At 68.3% G+C, this 16,175-nt stretch carries 12 protein-coding genes and 2 pseudogenes; 7 read left to right on the top strand and 7 right to left on the bottom strand.

All coding sequences use genetic code 11. The annotated features are described in order from the left end of the window. Positions 1-14 precede the first annotated feature (14 nt). Positions 15-1,913 (bottom strand): sialidase family protein, encoded by a 1,899-nt coding sequence (locus tag ABZV00_RS34070; protein ID WP_355613828.1) that lies wholly within the window; start codon positions 1,911-1,913, stop codon positions 15-17. 464 nt (positions 1,914-2,377) lie between these two features. On the opposite strand from ABZV00_RS34070, the gene ABZV00_RS34065 reads away from it, so the two are divergent. Beyond that, positions 2,378-4,753 (top strand): SGNH/GDSL hydrolase family protein, encoded by a 2,376-nt coding sequence (locus ABZV00_RS34065; RefSeq protein ID WP_355613826.1) that lies wholly within the window; start codon positions 2,378-2,380, stop codon positions 4,751-4,753. 140 nt (positions 4,754-4,893) lie between these two features. Then, positions 4,894-5,612, top strand: a pseudogene (locus ABZV00_RS34060) (IS6 family transposase). A gap of 191 nt (positions 5,613-5,803) precedes the next feature. On the opposite strand, the gene ABZV00_RS34055 reads toward ABZV00_RS34060, so the two are convergent. After that, positions 5,804-6,943, bottom strand: a complete 1,140-nt coding sequence (locus tag ABZV00_RS34055; protein WP_355613825.1) for a low temperature requirement protein A — start codon at positions 6,941-6,943, stop codon at positions 5,804-5,806. 429 nt (positions 6,944-7,372) lie between these two features. After that, positions 7,373-8,221 carry a transcriptional regulator gene (locus tag ABZV00_RS34050; RefSeq protein ID WP_355613823.1) on the bottom strand — a complete coding sequence of 283 codons (849 nt, stop codon included), beginning with the start codon at positions 8,219-8,221 and terminating at the stop codon, positions 7,373-7,375. A gap of 4 nt (positions 8,222-8,225) precedes the next feature. On the opposite strand from ABZV00_RS34050, the gene ABZV00_RS34045 reads away from it, so the two are divergent. Further along, positions 8,226-8,711 (top strand): ISAs1 family transposase, encoded by a 486-nt coding sequence (locus ABZV00_RS34045; protein ID WP_355613866.1) that lies wholly within the window; start codon positions 8,226-8,228, stop codon positions 8,709-8,711. Positions 8,712-8,928: 217 nt separating this feature from the next. Here the strand turns inward: ABZV00_RS34045 and ABZV00_RS34040 are convergent, their stop codons facing one another. After that, on the bottom strand, positions 8,929-9,804 hold the full coding sequence (locus tag ABZV00_RS34040; protein ID WP_355613821.1) for a helix-turn-helix transcriptional regulator: 876 nt from the start codon (positions 9,802-9,804) through the stop codon (positions 8,929-8,931). A 126-nt stretch (positions 9,805-9,930) separates the two neighbouring features. Here ABZV00_RS34040 and ABZV00_RS34035 point away from each other — a divergent pair, with 126 nt between their 5' ends. From ABZV00_RS34035 to ABZV00_RS34025, 3 genes are read left to right on the top strand one after another with little or no spacing between them, the layout of a single operon-like run. Beyond that, complete coding sequence (locus tag ABZV00_RS34035) at positions 9,931-10,338, top strand: cupin domain-containing protein (protein ID WP_355613819.1); 408 nt, start codon at positions 9,931-9,933, stop codon at positions 10,336-10,338. Continuing rightward, positions 10,335-10,970, top strand: coding sequence for a carboxymuconolactone decarboxylase family protein (locus ABZV00_RS34030; RefSeq protein ID WP_355613817.1), 636 nt, complete (start codon positions 10,335-10,337; stop codon positions 10,968-10,970). The genes ABZV00_RS34035 and ABZV00_RS34030 overlap by 4 nt, the downstream gene beginning before the upstream one ends. Before the next feature lie 35 nt (positions 10,971-11,005). Continuing rightward, positions 11,006-12,031 (top strand): alcohol dehydrogenase catalytic domain-containing protein, encoded by a 1,026-nt coding sequence (locus ABZV00_RS34025; RefSeq protein ID WP_355613815.1) that lies wholly within the window; start codon positions 11,006-11,008, stop codon positions 12,029-12,031. An 8-nt stretch (positions 12,032-12,039) separates the two neighbouring features. Here the strand turns inward: ABZV00_RS34025 and ABZV00_RS34020 are convergent. Continuing rightward, positions 12,040-12,447: pseudogene (locus ABZV00_RS34020) on the bottom strand (transposase); the annotation flags it as partial. A 65-nt stretch (positions 12,448-12,512) separates the two neighbouring features. On the opposite strand from ABZV00_RS34020, the gene ABZV00_RS34015 reads away from it, so the two are divergent. Further along, a complete protein-coding gene (locus ABZV00_RS34015) occupies positions 12,513-13,199 on the top strand; it encodes an IS6 family transposase (protein ID WP_355613864.1) in 687 nt (228 codons plus the stop codon). A 93-nt stretch (positions 13,200-13,292) separates the two neighbouring features. Here the strand turns inward: ABZV00_RS34015 and ABZV00_RS34010 are convergent, their stop codons facing one another. Together ABZV00_RS34010 and ABZV00_RS34005 are read right to left on the bottom strand one after the other, a co-directional pair. Beyond that, the gene (locus tag ABZV00_RS34010; RefSeq protein WP_355613813.1) at positions 13,293-14,471 is read right to left on the bottom strand and encodes a low temperature requirement protein A; all 1,179 of its coding nucleotides are present in this window, start codon (positions 14,469-14,471) and stop codon (positions 13,293-13,295) included. Between the two features lie 375 nt (positions 14,472-14,846). Next, positions 14,847-15,089 (bottom strand): hypothetical protein, encoded by a 243-nt coding sequence (locus ABZV00_RS34005; RefSeq protein ID WP_355613811.1) that lies wholly within the window; start codon positions 15,087-15,089, stop codon positions 14,847-14,849. Positions 15,090-16,175: the final 1,086 nt, after the last annotated feature.

Raw genomic sequence — 16,175 nt, 5'->3', positions numbered from 1 at the left:
CACTGACGTTGCGGCTACTGCTGCGGGTCGATGGCCGTGAAGGGGAGGCGGAGCCGGAGCTGGCCGGCGATGGGGACGTTGTGTTCCCGGACGTTCCGCAACTCCTCGGAGGTGAGGGCGCGGCCGTAGATGCGGAACTCGTCGAAGGTGCCGCGGAATCGGTTGACGCCGTCGATCCGTTGACCGAGGCAGATGCTGCGGATGCCGAACTCCTTGCCGGTGGTCACCGAGCCGCGGGGAGCGGCCAGGTCGGCGACGGTGGCGCCGTCGATGAGGACCGTGACCCGAGTCGCCGTGCGTTGCATGGCGACGTGGTGCCAGAGCCCGTCGTTGTACGCGCCCGAGATGCTGATGTTCGCGTCGCCTTGGCCGGTGCCGACGACACCCCGGATGCGGTTGCTCGCCGGTTCGGCTCGCAGCCAGATCTGCGCGGCGCCCGTGCCCACCTGGTGGAACCACCAGATCACGTGGCTGCCGGTGGTCTCGCTGTACCGGAACCACGTCATGATGGTGAATTCGTCTTCCCCGAGGTCGACGTCCGGGTTGTACGGCACCTCCACGTGGTCGTCGACGCCGTCGAGCGCGATTCCGTCGCCGAACCGCCCCTCGGTCAGGGTCGCGCCGCCGCGCACGTAGGCGGTGTTGTCGTAGCGCGGTGCCGCGTCCGGGGTCGTCGGTCCCGGCGCCGGTGGCGGCGGCAGGTCCGGAGGCGAACCGTTCGGGGTGTCGAGGTACGCCTCGTTGAACCTGACGAACTGGATCACCTCGTACAGGGCGGCCACGCCGCCTTCGTACAGCACCCCGGCCACGGGGCCTGCGACCGGGTCGGTCTCGATCTTGACCAGGTCGGAGTACCCACCCGGACCCCAGCTGATGACCTTGCCTTCCTGCCAGGTCTCCCAGGTCTGGGCCTCGTTGTACGAGGACCGGATCGTCAAGGCCTCGCGCTTGCCGGGGTTGGCCGGTCCGGAGAACAGGATGCGGTCCCGCGCGTCACCCTCGTCGGTGGCGGTGAGGCGCAGCAACGCTCCCTGCACGACCGGCATCGTCAGCTCGGGCACCATCTGGAACGGCGCGTCGTAGCTCTCGCCGCCGTCGCTGGAGATCGCGTACGCCCGGGTGCCCTCAGCCGTGCCGGCTTCCCGCACGTTGACGTAGACCCGCCCGTCGGTCAGCTCCACCAGCGTCGACTCATTGACGAAGATGTCGTCGGCCGCGCCACCGGCGCTGGCGCCGAGATGCCAGGTGTCACCGCCGTCGTCGCTGTACCCGAGGTGGACCCCGGCGATGCGCCGCCCGTCGGGTGCGACGGACTCATGGTTGGCGCTCATGACCAGCCGCCCGGCGTGCGGGCCGCGTTTGAGCTGGATGGCGTGCACCGGACCGGTGGCGTACCAGGCGGTCCACTCCGGCAGCATCAGCTCGGTCATCTCGCGCGGCGCGCTCCAGGTCGCCCCGTGGTCGCCGCTGACCTGCAGGAACGGATCGCGGCCACCGCTGCCGGTCCCCGGGTTGTGGGTCGTGAACAGCACGACCCGACCGGTCCGTTCGTCCAGGATCGGCATCGGGTTGCCGTGCGTGTCACCATTGCCGCGCGACACGACCTGCAGCGGCCCCCACGTACGGCCGCCGTCGTGGGACCGCTTCAGCACCAGGTCGATGTCGCCCCTGTCCTCACAGTTGTTGATCCGGCCTTCGGCGAACGCCAGCAGGTCCCCGTTGGTGGCCTTCACGATCGCCGGGATCCGGAAGCAGACGTACCCGTCCGTGTTCGCCGTGTAGACCGCGTGCTCCTCGTGGTGCGGCTCGGCGGCGTGCGCGGTGCCGCTGGTGAGCAGGGCGGCAGCCATCGCCGCGATCACCATGGTGGACAACAGTCGGCGGCGTCTTTGGCTGTGTCTCTGTCTCGTCATGAGCTGCGATACCTCCACTGGTCACCGCTGGGGCGGCTCGTGTCGAGCGGCAGGTGGATCCGGGGCTGCCGGTTGTCGCACTGTTGCTCGCGGATCGTCTGCAGCTCTGCTCGTACCGCCCGCCTCGTCACACGTATGAAGCGTTGGCGGACATCCTACGTCCTATGTCCGGGGTCGCAAGCCCTCCGGGCGGTTTGTCGGCCGGCCCGGTCGGCGCGTTCGTCGCGAGGACCTTTGACCACCGCGCCATGCGGCGGTGCGGCGACACCCGGGCGCGAGGCCTAAGGTCCGCGACCCCTTTGTTTCCCTGCATACCATCCCTCGATGATCTGGCTACATCGATCCCTCTCCGCGCTCGCAGCGCTCGGAGCGCGAGCTGAGTCGCGACTGGACAGGAAGCCGCACAACTGTTGACCGCGACGGGGGCGGCGGGCGAAAATCGTTGGCGATCGAGAGGAGATCCCATGTCCAACCTGCGGAGAATGATGCAAACTGCCGGCACCGTGCTCGCGGTGGTGCTCGGTCTGACAAGCCCGGCCAACGCAGCCGGCCAGGACGCCCAGTCGACGGCACCGCTGGATGACTGGGTCGGCACCTGGTCGGCCTCGGCTTCCGGCAGCGTGCCCAACCTCCCCACCGGATATGCGGACCGCACCATCCGCAACGTCGTGCACAGCAGCGTTGGTGGTTCGGGTGTGCGGGTCTGGCTGACCAACGTCCTCGGCACGGCGGCGGTGCGGATGGACGTGGTGACGGTCGCGGTCGCCGATGCGCCCGACGCGTCGGACGCGGTCGCGGGCACGATGCGGACGCTCACCTTCGGCGGCGCGCCGTCGGTCATCATCCCGGCCGGCGGCGAGGTGCTGAGCGATCCGATCTCCCTTGCCGTGCCGGAAGATGGCGACCTCCTGGTCAGCGTGCACACCCCGGTGCCGTCCGGTCCGGTGACCTATCACCAGGTGGCCAACCAGATCTCGTACCTGTCGCAGAACGGTGATCACGCGGCCGACGAGTCCGGCGCGGCGTTCACCGAAACGATCACTTTCTGGCCGTATGTGAGCGGCGTGGACGTCCTGGGACAGGCCGAGGGTGCAGTGGTGACGCTCGGCGACTCGATCACCGATGGGAACAACTCGACACGGAACGCGAATCACCGCTGGCCGGACTACCTGGCCGACCGGCTGATCGCCGAGCCTGGGCCGACGCGCCTCGGCGTGCTCAACGCCGGCATCAGCTCGAACCGGTTGCTCAACAGCACCTGGAATCCCAATGCGCTATCCAGGTTGGACCGTGACGTGCTGACCGCGACCGGCGTGCGCTCGGTAATCGTCATGTTGGGGATCAACGACATCGGCGGTCAGCCGCAGCACCACGAGCCGTCGAAGATCATCGCGGCGCTGAGCCAGATAGCGGCTCAGGTTAGGGCGAAGGGCCTTCGGGTCACCGGTGGCACCCTCACGCCGTTCGGCGGGTCGAGCAACTACACCGAGAAACTGGAAGGCGTGCGGCAGGCGGTCAACGACTTCATCCGCGATGGCGGCGCGTTCGACGCGGTGGCCGACTTCGACGTCGCGCTGCGGGACTCCGCGGTGCCGAACCGGCTGCGGGCGGAGTACGACTCCGGCGACCACCTACACCCGAAGGACGCCGGTTACCAGGCGATGGCGGCGGTCGTTGACCTGGACAAGCTCGACACCCGTCCGCCCGGACACTGGGTCGGCACCTGGCAGACGGCCATGGCGCGGACGACGCCGGGTACCGACCAGGGCTTGCCGAACCACTCGGTCCGCAATGTGGTGCACACCAGCCTGGGCGGCGACGCGGCTCGTGTGCGCCTGTCCAACGCGCTCGGCACGGCGCCCGTCCTGATGGGACGAGCGACGCTGGCGGTGGCGACCAGGCCCGACGCGCCGGACGCAGTCGGCGGAACGATGCGTGGGCTTACCTTCGGCGGCGCGTCGTCGGTGACCATCCCGGCCGGCGGTGAAGTGCTTAGCGACCCGATTTCCCTTGCCGTGCCGGCAGACGGGGACCTGCTGGTGACCGTCTACACCCCGGCGCCGTCGGGCCCGGTCACCGAGCACCCGCGCTCGTACCAGACGTCATTCATCTCCGCGGACGGCGACCACGCGGCGGACGAGCAAGGCACCGCGTTCACCCAGCCGACTACGGCGTGGTGCTACGTGACAGCCGTCGACGTCCGCTCCACCACCGCGCGCGGCGCGGTGGTGACCTTCGGCGACTCGATCACCGACGGGGACAAGTCGACTATCGACGCGAACCTGCGGTGGCCTGACGTCCTCGCCGACCGGCTCGCCGCCCAGCCTGGACCGACCAAGCTCGGCGTGGTCAACAGCGGCCTCAGCGGCAACCGGATCCTGGATAGCAGCACTGGCACCGGGATCGGTGGCCCGAACGCGTTCGCCCGTCTGTCCCGGGACATGCTGACCACGTCCGGGGCGCGCACGGTCATCCTGCTCGAGGGCGTCAACGACATCCTCAACCTCGAACACCCCGACCCGGAGACTCTGAAACTCGCCCTGCGGCACATCGCCGCTCAGGCACACGCACAGGGGCTGCGGATCGTCGTCGGAACCATCACGCCGATCAAGGGATGGCGCTCCTACACCGAGGAACGGGACAACGTGCGGCAGGCCGTGAACGAGTTCATCCGCACGAGCGGCGACTTCGACGCCGTCGTCGACTTCGACGCGGTGGTGCGTGACCCGGCCGACCCGCAACGGATCAACCCGCCGTACGACTCGGGCGACCACCTGCACCCGTCGGACGCGGGCTACCGCGCAATGGCCGAGGCCATCGACCTCGGCGCACTCCGCTGAGTGTTGGGCTGCGTGCTGCCCCACCCAGGTCGGCACGCAGCCACCGGCCAGCACTGCAACGCGCCGCGAGCGGCAAGATGCGAGTGACGATCAGCGGCGCTGTTGTTGCCGGATCCCAGGGGCCGAGGCAGGCTTGACGGGTGACGCCGTCCAGCCTTCGTCGCCCTTGGTCGCCACCGAAGTCGGCGTTCACCGGGTTCCGCTTCGGTCCGAGGTGATCGTCGTCGCGGTCCGGTGGTACCTGCGGTACTGCCTCTCGTACCGAGACGTGGAGGAGCTGCTCATCGAACGCGGTGTTGACGTCGACCACGTCACCGTGTTCCGGTGGGTGCAGCGGTTCATGCCCCTGCTGGCCGACGTGGCCCGGTTCGCCCGCCACTCGCCTGCTGACCGGTGGTTCGTCGACGAGACCTACGTCAAGGTCAACGGCGTGTGGCGCTACGTCTACCGCGCGATCGACCAGCACGGGCAGGTCATCGACGTGATCGTCTCGGCCCGCCGCGATGCCGCCGCGGCCCGGCGGTTCTTCCAGCGGGCGCTGCGGATGCTGAAGGTGGCGCCCAGCGAGGTCGTCACCGACGCCGCCCCGGTCTACCCGGCCGTGCTCGACGACCTGATCCCCTCGGCCTGGCACCACGTCGAGCGGCACGCGAACAATCCGATCGAGGCCGATCACAGCCAGCTCAAACACCGGCTACGACCCATGCGCGGACTCCGGACCGACCAGACCGCACAAGTGATCATCGCCGGACACGCCTACATGCAGAACTTACGACGCGGTCACTACGAACTTTCCGTCGATGTCCCGCCCACGAAGAGGGTCGCTGCCGCGTTCACCGAGCTGGCCCACGCGATCTGACCGCGGACCCGAAACGGGCTCGCCATCTCGCTTGACCCGCAACGCAACAGCGCCCCCGGTTACGCGTCAGCCACGCGCTGCGCGTCCTGCCAGCGGCGCACCCACTCTCGACGAGCCGCACCTTTCGATCGACCAGGCGACGTTCCCGTACGACGGGTGGGCAGGTGACATGGACCGTCGCGCGGCGATTCCTAAGACGTGCTGGTGCGCGACGCCGGATGCCCGGGACCGGCGAGCAGCATGGCGGTGAGCAGGACGATGACTGCGGCGAGTTGCACGCCGGCGGCTATCCGTGCACCGAGCGGCACGGTGGCGAGGACTGCGATGGCGCCGATGGCGCGCCCAGGGAGCAGCCCGAGGCGCAGGCCGAGCCGGGCGGCGCCGGTGCCGGTGAGGAAGAGGGCGACGCCACCAGACAGGGCGAGAGCGGTGGCGGTGCCGGCCGGGGCGCCCGGGTGGGCGACGGTGCCGTGGATGCCCGTGGCGGTGGCAATGATGCCAAGCAGCAACAGGTAGTGCGGCAGCACGTAGGTGCGAGCGGCGAGATGAGTACGGCCACGCGGGTCCATGGCATCGAGGGTCGCCGCGGCGGTATGGGTGTCCGTGAAGTATGTCCACCACAGGGCGGCAGGCAGGGCGAGCGCCATGACGATCGCGCCCGTTGTGCCGAAGGTGAGGTGTTGGATGTCGACGCCGGCGCCGATGGCGACGACGGACTCGCCGAGGGCAACGATGACAAGCAGGCCATGGCGTTCGACGAGGTGGTCGGCGGCCACTTCGTAGGTGCCGGCAACGCGGATCCAGGAGAGTCCCGGCGTGAGGTACGGCAAGAAGGCCTGGACGCCGGCTGCGACGACCCAGAGGGCGTACGCGGCGGGTCCGGTCACGAACGCGGCGACAACGATGAGCAGCGCCGCGCCGAGGTTGTAGGGGGCGAGTCGCATCGCGGCGGCGCGGGCCTGCGAGCGGCCGAACATGACCAGGTGGACCACGGTGAGCACGAAGAAGCCGAGGGCGAAGAGCCGGCCGCTCCCGGTGAACGCGGCGGGGATGGCGACGCTGGTGAGCAGGAAGCCGGCCATGCCGGCGAAGAGGGGGAGCTTCTGAGTCGGGCCCCGGGGCGGCAGCTGGTTGGTCAGCCACGCGTAGCCGGTGTAGGGGTACCAGAGCACGCCGAGGACAAGGACGACGCGGCCGAGCCCTGCCCAGGTGAGGTCCTCTTCAAAGACATGCGTGAGCTGGGTGACGGTGAAGACGAAGACCACGTCGAAGAAGATCTCGACCGTGGTGACCCGGCCGGCGGGGTCCCGGCGGGTGTCGGTCGGCCTCATGGAATCGGAGGGTACTGCCCGCGGACGGACAGGAGACCAAGGTGCAGAAAATGGGTCATCACGACCAGCACCAGCCCGAGCACGAGCCCCGTCAGCTGCACCTCGCCTGGCGATGGCAGGGTCAGCAGCCTGCCGATACCCACACGGGCGCCCACTCGCGCAGCGAACTCCTGCGAACCTCTCTTCCTTGGCCGGGCGGGGCTTGAGCGCTAGCCAGGCGGTGGCGTCGGCCAGGGCGATGACGGCTGTGATGAGCGGGCTGGCGCGTGCGTGGTCGAGGAACCCTTTGGAGACGGAGACCAGCGCCCCGGAACACGGCTATGGCCAGCGCGCCACCGACCCGGCGGCCGGTGTCGAACACCCACGAGGCGACACCCTTCCCCAAGCCGGGACGCGTTTTCAGTTGCACCGCAGTGGCCGGCGGAATGATCAGCGGCCCGGCGAGGTCCGACCGGGACCAGTCGCAGCATGGTCGTTCACAGGTTTCCACGCCGGCATGAGCACGGGCGTGAGGGCACCGGCGGCCAGCACCACGCGCCCGGCAGCGTCTCGGCGCTGGTCGGCTGAGGTGTCGGCAGGTGTGCTGGTCACGGCCCAGCTGGCCAGCAGGCGCAGCGCATCGCCGGAGGGTGTGCCGGCTGTCGCACTGTAGGCGGTGAGGGTCAGGCCGGGGGCGGCCGGCAGAGGCATGGCCTCGAATGCCAGGCCGAGCCGGCCGGCAACCGGGTGCTGGAAGTGTTTGACGCCGGTGTGGTGCAGACGCACGTTGTGCGCCGCCCATCGGGTGCGGAAGTCGTCGCTGCGAGTGGCGAGCTCACCGACCAGGTCGCTGAGGGCTTTGTCGTACGGGTCCCGGCCGGCTTCGGTGCGCAGCAGCGCGACGGTGGTGTTGGCCGCGTCGTCCCATTCTGGGTAGAGGTCATCGGCGCGGCGGTCGAGGAAGCAGAACCGCGCCAGGTTGACCGGACGGTCCGGGTTGTCGAAGGCCGGTGCGTAAAGGGCCTGGCCGAGCTGGTTAGCGGCGAGGATGTCGAGGCGGCCGTTGCGGACGAAGGCGGGGGCCTCCGTCATGGCGTCGAGCAGGCTCTGCACGCCCGGCCGGATCTGCTGCTTGACCGGCCGACGCCGGGTGCGCGGTGTGGTGTTGGCGGTGCGGGCGAGGTCGTACAGGTGGGAGCGTTCGGCTTCGTCGAGTCGCAAGGCGCGGGCGATGGCGTCCAGGACGCTGTCGGAGACGCCGGAGAGGTTGCCGCGCTCCAGCCGAGTGCAGTAGCTCAAGACCCTGCCCTGGGCGCAGATCCCGGTAGGCCACCAGTCCCGCGACCGCGGCCACGGCCGCCGCGAGACCCGCACTGTCAAGGCCGTCACCGTGAACACCCCCGGCGGCATCCTGTTTCCGCATGCCCGCCAAGCCGTCCGGATCACCCGCACCCGCACCGCCACCGGCAAGACCAGCCGCGAAACCGCCTACCTCACCATCTCGCTACCCGCCGCCGGCGCGCACCCCGCCGACCTGCAGGACTGGATCCGCCGCGAGTGGCTCATCGAAAACCTCGTCCATCACGTCCGAGATGTGACGTTCCGTGAAGACCTCCACCAAGCCCGGACCGGTACCGGACCCGCCGTCCTGGCCACCCTGCGTAACACCGCGATCGGCTACCACCACACCACCGGCGAGACCAACATCGCCCGCGCCACCCGACGCGCCAACCGCCGCCCACACGACCTCATCAGGGCCGTGACCAGCAGCAACCCCAGAACGCAATGACCCTGGATTTCCCCCGTATCGGCCAGCTGCCGGGCGGTTGCGGTGTCCATGCCATGACGTATGCCTTTCGCGGGAATAGGTACAGGTCGGCGGTTGATCATGCGCTCGGAGTAGCGGTCGCCTTGGGGCCGTGACTTTGAGTCATACCCATCGCGCCGAAACTGATGGCTGAAACCTCCATGCCCGAGCCGAGCGCCCGTGTTCGCATGATCACTCCTTACTGACCCGCTAAAGCCTCGGTGGACGTTCTGGTCGCGGCCCAGCTGGCGAGCATGCGGAGCGCGTCGCCGGCGGGGGTGCCTGCGGTCGCGCTGTAGGCGGTGAGGGTGAGGCCGGGGTCGGCCGGTAACGGCATCGCCTCGAACGCCAGCTCGAGCCGGCCGACCACCGGATGCTGGAAGCGTTTGACGCCGGTGTGGTGCAGGCGCACGTCGTGCGCGGCCCAGCGGGTGCGAAAGTCGTCGCTGCGGGTGGCGAGCTCGCCGACCAGGTCGCTCAGCGCCTTGTCGTACGGGTCGCGCCCGGCTTCGGTGCGCAGCAGCGCGACGGTGGTGTTGGCGGCCTCGTCCCAGTCGGGGTAGAGCTCGTCGGCGGCCGGGTGGAGGAAGCAGAACCGGGCCAGGTTGACCGGCCGCGCGGCGGCCTCGAACGCGGGGGAGTAGAGCGCCTCACTGAGCCGGTTGGCGGCCAGAATGTCGAGGCGCCCGTTGCGTACGAAGGCGGGTGCCTCGGTCATCGCGTCCAGCAGGCTTTGCACGCCGGGCCGGATCTGCTGCTGCTTTGCCGGACGGCGTCGGACGCGCGGGCTGGTGTTGGCGGCGCGGGCGAGGTCGTAGAGGTGGGAGCGTTCTGCCTCGTCGAGGTGCAGGGCGCGGGCAATGGCGTCCAGCACGCTGTCGGAGACGCCTGAGAGGTTGCCGCGCTCGAGGCGAGTGTAGTAATCGGGGCTGACCCCGGCGATCATGGCGACCTCGGCGCGGCGCAGCCCGGCGACGCGACGGGTACCGCCGAAAGAAGGTAGTCCGGCCTGTTCCGGGGTAATTCGGGCGCGACGAGAGGCCAGGAACTCGCGAACGTCGTCCTGGGTGTCCATGACAACCACGCTACGGCCACTGCCTCGGGGCATGGGGGTTCTGTCATTACCTGTTACGGCAAACCCTCCCATCTGTGTCAACCAGTGAGTTTTCTGTAATTGAACCCATCGCCCGAGGAGCACAGCATGGAACTGCAGCCCGTCCGGCCCACCGTGAAGACGCCCGCCCAAGCGTTCACCGGCGACGTCTACATGACCCCGATCTACAACGGCACCGGGCCATCGAAGATGACCGCCGCGCTTGTGCGGTTCACTCCCGGCGCCCGGACGAACTGGCACTCGCACGCCGTCGGCCAAACCTTGCACGTCACCGAGGGTGTCGGCCTGGTCGGCACCCGCGACGGATCTGTCATACGCATCCACGCAGGCGAGACCGTGATCTGCCCGCCCGACGAGGAGCACTGGCACGGCGCCGCCGCCGACACATTCATGAGCCACCTGGCCCTGCTCGAGGCCAAGCCCGACGGCGGGGACCCCACCACGTGGCTCGAGCCCGTCGCTCAGGACCTGTACGAGAAGGCGAACCAGCAGTGAGCGACCTCACTTCACGGCAGCAGGCGACGGCCGCCATCGGAGCCTTCACCGCCGCGGGCCAGCTCCCGCAGCTGCGCGAGGCCCTTGCCGACGGCCTGGATGCCGGTCTGACGATCAACGAGATCAACGAGATCCTGGTCCAGATGTACGCCTACGCGGGGTTCCCGCGCAGTCTCAACGGTCTCGGCACGTTCATGGCCGTGCTCCAAGAGCGCCGCGCGAAGGGGATCACTGACGAGGCCGGCGCGGAGCCGAAGCAGCTGCCCACTGACAAAAGCAGTCTCGAGCTCGGCGCGGAGAACCAGACCCAGCTCGCCGGCGCGCCGGTAACCGGGCCGCTGTTCGACTTCGCCCCGGCCATCGACCAGTTCCTCAAGGGACACCTGTTCGGCGACATCTTCGGCCGCGACAACCTGGACTGGCAGAGCCGCGAGATCGCCACCGTCGCGGCCCTGGCCAACCTCGACGGGGTCGAGGGCCAGCTGCAGTCCCACTTCGGCATCGCCCTCAACACCGGGCTGACCCAGCAGAACCTGCGAGGCCTGATCACAGTCCTGCGCGAGCGGGTCGGCGAGCCCCAGGCCGACCGCGCCGGCGCGGTCCTGGACAAATTGCTGGCGAACCAGCACTGATCCACCGCCCAACGCAACCCATAAGGACTACCAACATGCGTGCCACCCTCATGTACGGCGCGGGCGACGTCCGCGTCGAGACGATCGCCGACCCGACCATCCAGGAGCCGACCGACGCGGTTGTGCGTGTCGTACGTGCCTGTGTCTGCGGCAGTGACCTGCACCCATACCACTCCATGCCCGCCTCAGACCAGGGGGTGCAGATGGGTCACGAGTTCCTCGGCGTGGTCGAGCAGATCGGCTCGGATGTGGCCTCCGTCAAGGTCGGGGACCTGGTCGTGGCGTCGTTCTCGTACCAGGACAACACCTGCGAGTTCTGCCGTGCGGGTCTGCAGACCGCCTGCGCACACGCCGAATTCGGCTTCTTCAGCGCCGCGCAGGCCGAGCTGATCCGCGTGCCCCTCGCGGACGGCACGCTGGTCAAGCTGCCCGTGGGCACCGACTCCGAGCTGCTGCCCTCGCTGCTGACCCTGGCCGACGTGTACGGCACCGGCTACCACGCCGCCAAGCGTGCCAACGTCACCGCCGGGGACACCGTCGCGGTCATCGGCGACGGCGCGGTCGGCCTGCTCGCGGTGCTGTCGGCCAAGCAGCTCGGCGCCGAGCAGATCATCCTGATGGGCCGCCACAAGGTCCGTACCGACCTGGGTCGCGAGTACGGCGCCACCGACGTTGTCGCCGAGCGCGGCGAGGAAGGCATCGCCAAGGTCCGCGACCTCACCAACGGCGGCGCGCTCAAGGTCCTGGAGGCCGTCGGCCACCGGCCCGCCTACGACCAGGCCGTCGGCATCGTCCGAGCGGGCGGCGTGATCAGCCGCGTCGGCGTGCCGCAGTACGAGGAGGCATCGATCGGCTTCGGCAGCCTGTTCGGCCGCAACATCACCCTCAACGGCGGCCCCGCCCCGGTGCTGGCCTACATCGGCGAGCTGCTGCCCGGCATCCTCGACCGCACTGTCAACCCCGGAAAGGTCTTCGACCGTACGGTCTCGCTCGGCGAGGTCCCCGCGGCCTACCGCGCCATGGACGACCGCCAGGTCCTCAAGGCCCTCATCGCCTTCTAACTTGATCTTTAACCTGTGCGGTGTGGTCGAGGATTCGTCGATTTCTTCTTGCTGGATTTCGGGTTGGCGGTGTCGCTGCTGGTGACGATGTGGACGTCGGGGCGGCGGGTGGGTTGGCGGTTGGGTCGTCCGGGTGGCCGTCCCGGGCCTGGCCGGGTGGGTTTCGGTGCACCGGCGGGACAGGCGGTTGTCGTGCGGAGGTGCCGAAATCCACGGCGGATGCGGGCTGGGGTGAGCCGTTTGGGTCGGGCCGGTCGTTCCCACGGGTGGCGCAGGTCGGCGGCGAGGGGCCGGGCCAGCCGGAGTTGGGTGTGGGCAGCGATGATCAGCCAGGTTCATCGGTCGGCGGCGTGCGGGTCGCGCAGTTTCGGCACGGTCCAGCCGAGGGTCTGCTTGAACAGCCGGAACGTGGGGTCCGTTGCGTTGAGCGTTGGCAAGATCGAGACAGACTTGGACTGTGAAGTCGTCGAGTCGTCCTCGCCTGTGGCCGCCTCCGAAGTCGGCGTTCGCCGGGTTCCGGTTCCCACCGGAGGTGATCGTCGTCGCGGTCCGCTGGTACCTGCGGTTCAACCTGTCCTACCGCGACGTCCTCGTCGAGCGCGGCGTGGAAGTCGACCACGTCACCGTCTACCGATGGGTGCAGCGGTTCACCCCACTGCTGGCCGACGCCGCCCGCTTCTGCCGGCACTCACCAGGCGGCCGGTGGCACGTTGACGAGACGTACGTCAAAGTCAACGGGGTGTGGCGGTACGTGTACCGGGCGGTCGACCAGTACGGGCAAGTCATCGACGTGCTCGTCTCGACCCGCCGGGACGCCGAAGCCGCCCGGCGGTTCTTCCGACGGGCGCTGTCAGCGTTGAAGGTCAAGCCCACAGAGGTGGTCACCGACGCCGCCGCGGTCTATCCCGGCGTCCTGGACGAGCTGATCCCGTCCGCGTGGCACCACGTCGAGCAGTACGCCAACAACCCGATAGAAGCCGATCACAGCCAGCTGAAACACCGGTTGAGACCGATGCGCGGGCTACGAACCGAGCAGACAGCACAAGTGATCATCGCCGGACACGCCTTCATGCAGAACCTGCGCCGCGGACACTACGAACTCGCCGTCGACTCCCCGCCGGCAACGCGGGTGCCTGCGGCGTTCGCCGCCCTCGCCCTGGCGATCTGACCGCGGACCCGACGCCGGTTCACCGCGTCCGTTGATCCCACAACGCAACGGCGCCATTGCTGGTCTTTCACGGTATGGGGTGTGGGTGGGTAATCATCTGGCACCTGCGGTCGGCTGCCACATGATGCGTTCGTAGCAGACAAGGGCGGCGAGGACAGCGGTGATCACGCCGAAGGCGCCGAGGGCGGGCAGGCTCCGGGCGACGGGAAGCAGTGCGAGCATGATGCCGGCCGCGACGATTTGGGCGCGTGGGGTGTGTCCGACGGTGGAACGGAGGAACAGGGCACGGCCGATGAGGTAGACGACCGGGCCGCCGAACAGGGCTGCTGTGGAGGTCCAATCTAGCGGCGCCCCGGCAGGATGCTGCGACGGGTGGTGGGCCAGGTGCTCGAGGACGAGTTCGATGCCCAGGGCCAGGTAGATGATCCCGGCGATGAGCGGGAAGTGGGCCAGGCTGTAGGCGTTGATGGCAGGCCGGACGCGGTTTTGGTCGGGGAGGCGCGCCAGGGCCTGTCCGGCCGGTGCGGCGGCGTTCTCGAAGTACAGCCACCACAGGGCCGTGGCAATGGCCACGGCGAGCAGTGCGGCGATCAGGACCGGCCAGTGGGTGACCGCCGATCCGGCGCCGGCGCCCACCGCGATCAGCGACTCGCCCAGGGCGATAATCAGTAACAGGCCATGCCGGTCGCACAGGTGGCTAGCACTGCGCAACTGAAATCGGTCTCTGCTGAACACCGAGGCGCACGTGGTACCGAGGCAGTCGATGAGGAACGCCGCGGCCCACAACAGCGTTTGTGTGGCGCCGCCGAGCACCGCCCCGAGCAGCAGCGGAATCCAGCCCCCCGCGATCGGGATGGCATAGCGGAAGCCGGGCGCCGGGATTCGCGGGTGAACGACGGCCACGTGCCAATTGAGTAGGTAAAACGCGGTCCGGATCACGATGTACGCCACCGCCACCGTCAGCGCTTCGGACACCGTCCCTCTGCCGTGCCCCCACGCGTACGGGATGACCAAGCCGGCCACGAACATTGCGGCCATCACCACGACCAGCCCGGCGCGGACCAGGCCCACGTCGGCGCGGACCTGGTTGGCCAGCCAGGCGAAGGTAGTGAAGGGCCACCACAGCAGCATCAGGAACACCAGGCCCTGCACCAGGACGAGCGGCGTCGGCGACCCTGCCATGAACGTGGCCACGCGGATGAAGGCGAACGCGAACACCAGGTCGAAGAAGACCTCAAACGGGGTGGTGCGTTGGGCCTCGCCAATCGGCACCGGTCGCCGAATCCCCAAAATATGCCCCATAGGCGCATCTTCCTACTCATCCGGCCAATACGGACCCGGAAGCCTAATATGGTGCCAGTCCACCAGCGGTCCACAGCCGAGACGTTCCCAACGGTCGGGCGATCTCCGTCGTCGACGCACCGCCTGGACTTCCAGCACCACGCGATTCCGCTGCTCCGTCGCGGCAAACTCCACCAGCACGCGGCGCACTGTCACGCAGGTTCTGCAATCAGACAGGGTGGCTGCCGGACACGGCCGCTGCCGGCGGCTGCCGGCACCGGGCTGCCGGCGATGTCGGGCTCCACTTGATGCGTGACGGATCGGTGTCAGATGTTGGGTGACACGTCCGGCTAGACGATCTTCGGTTCAGTTGGTGATGGGCGTGGCGACCCACCAGTCGGGTCTCTCCTCGTGCCAGGTCAGTTGGCCTTTGTAGTTCCAGTGCCTGCGGAGGTGGTCGAGGAGGTCTTGTTGGGCGGTCTCGATGGGTGCGTCTGGTGGCGTGTCGGGTAGGTCGCCGCATCCGATGGCTTCTGGTGTTTCCCAGACCGAAATCCGCCACCGTTCGGGCGTCCGATGGAGCAGGACCTGTTGGACGACCCTGTTCATGACGGAAGCTCCCTGCCTGTTGGCTGTCTCGGCGGTTCGGGTTTGCATCGACGGCTGATCGTTCCTTCGGGACGAAGAGGTCAAGTCCGCCGGCCAACAGGCGGCCAGCAGGGCCTGACGCCCCCAGAAGCATTGGGATGGCTGGGGGATTGACGACGAGTGTCGCGAGGTCGTACTGCGTGGGGCCGCCGTGGGACAATCCCACGCGTGATCGAAGAAGCCTGGCGACCTCTCGGCATCGACACAGAGGAACAGATCGCTGAGTACGATGCCCTCCATGATGGTGTCCCAAAATGGATGACTTCATCCTTTTGGGTATGGGTGCGAGATGCCCTGACTGTGCGTCGGCGTTATCGCGACGGAAGTGGACCCGTGCCGATGCTGGACACGGACTTGGCGGAACGCATGTGCCAGACTCTCAAGATCCCTATTCCTGACCTCCGGGCCTCGGGGGTCAGCGGACAAGTCGGTCAGAGGCAGCTACTGACCGCGATCACAACGCTGCAGAAGTATGCTGCCCCTCTTCAGATCGCCGACTACCTCCTTGCTCACGACAGCCATGCGAGTGCGGAGGACCTTGGTGCCGTACTGGTACGCAGTAAATCGGCATATGAGATTGGCGTCCGAGCCGGTCGTCCGGGCCTGACACGTCGCGTCCCCCTGGGCGTGCAGGTTGCTGCCGACTCTGTGATGGCACGAGCTGGGCGAGCTGGAACGCGGCTAGCCAAGGCATGGGAGGAGCTCTACGGTCTCACCCCCAATGCTAGCGAGGCGTATCGGTTGGCAATCTTGTCCGTTGAGGACGCTGCCGTACCCGTGGTGTCGCCCAGCAACTCAAGAGCGACGCTCGGAACAGTTCTTAGGCAGCTTGAGGACCAAGGGGACTGGAGGCTGCCGATGGAGCGCGAGCACGACTCCGCTCTTTCGTCACAGGTCGTCATTGGCATGCTGCGGATGTTGTGGCATGGCCAGCATGACCGTCACGGCGGCCCCCTCTTGGTCAGGATGGTGTGAGACACCGCGTGTGAGTGCGGGGTGCTGACCGAGGGCGGGATCGGAGATCCTGGTGTACGTGTCGACATCTTC

The sequence above is a fragment of the Micromonospora sp. NPDC005173 genome (assembly GCF_040608515.1).
GTDB lineage: Bacteria > Actinomycetota > Actinomycetes > Mycobacteriales > Micromonosporaceae > Micromonospora.
The sequence above is the reverse complement of the archived record's forward strand: the minus strand, read 5'-3'. Positions and strand labels throughout refer to the sequence as shown.

What these genes read in the sequence shown, in the direction of transcription:
- ABZV00_RS34005 (WP_355613811.1), bottom strand. Translation starts at nt 15,089, where the DNA reads ATGAACAGGGTCGTCCAACAGGTCCTGCTCCATCGGACGCCCGAACGG.
- ABZV00_RS34025 (WP_355613815.1), top strand. Translation starts at nt 11,006, where the DNA reads ATGCGTGCCACCCTCATGTACGGCGCGGGCGACGTCCGCGTCGAGACG.
- ABZV00_RS34070 (WP_355613828.1), bottom strand. Translation starts at nt 1,913, where the DNA reads ATGACGAGACAGAGACACAGCCAAAGACGCCGCCGACTGTTGTCCACC.
- ABZV00_RS34040 (WP_355613821.1), bottom strand. Translation starts at nt 9,804, where the DNA reads ATGGACACCCAGGACGACGTTCGCGAGTTCCTGGCCTCTCGTCGCGCC.
- ABZV00_RS34065 (WP_355613826.1), top strand. Translation starts at nt 2,378, where the DNA reads ATGTCCAACCTGCGGAGAATGATGCAAACTGCCGGCACCGTGCTCGCG.
- ABZV00_RS34035 (WP_355613819.1), top strand. Translation starts at nt 9,931, where the DNA reads ATGGAACTGCAGCCCGTCCGGCCCACCGTGAAGACGCCCGCCCAAGCG.
- ABZV00_RS34055 (WP_355613825.1), bottom strand. Translation starts at nt 6,943, where the DNA reads ATGAGGCCGACCGACACCCGCCGGGACCCCGCCGGCCGGGTCACCACG.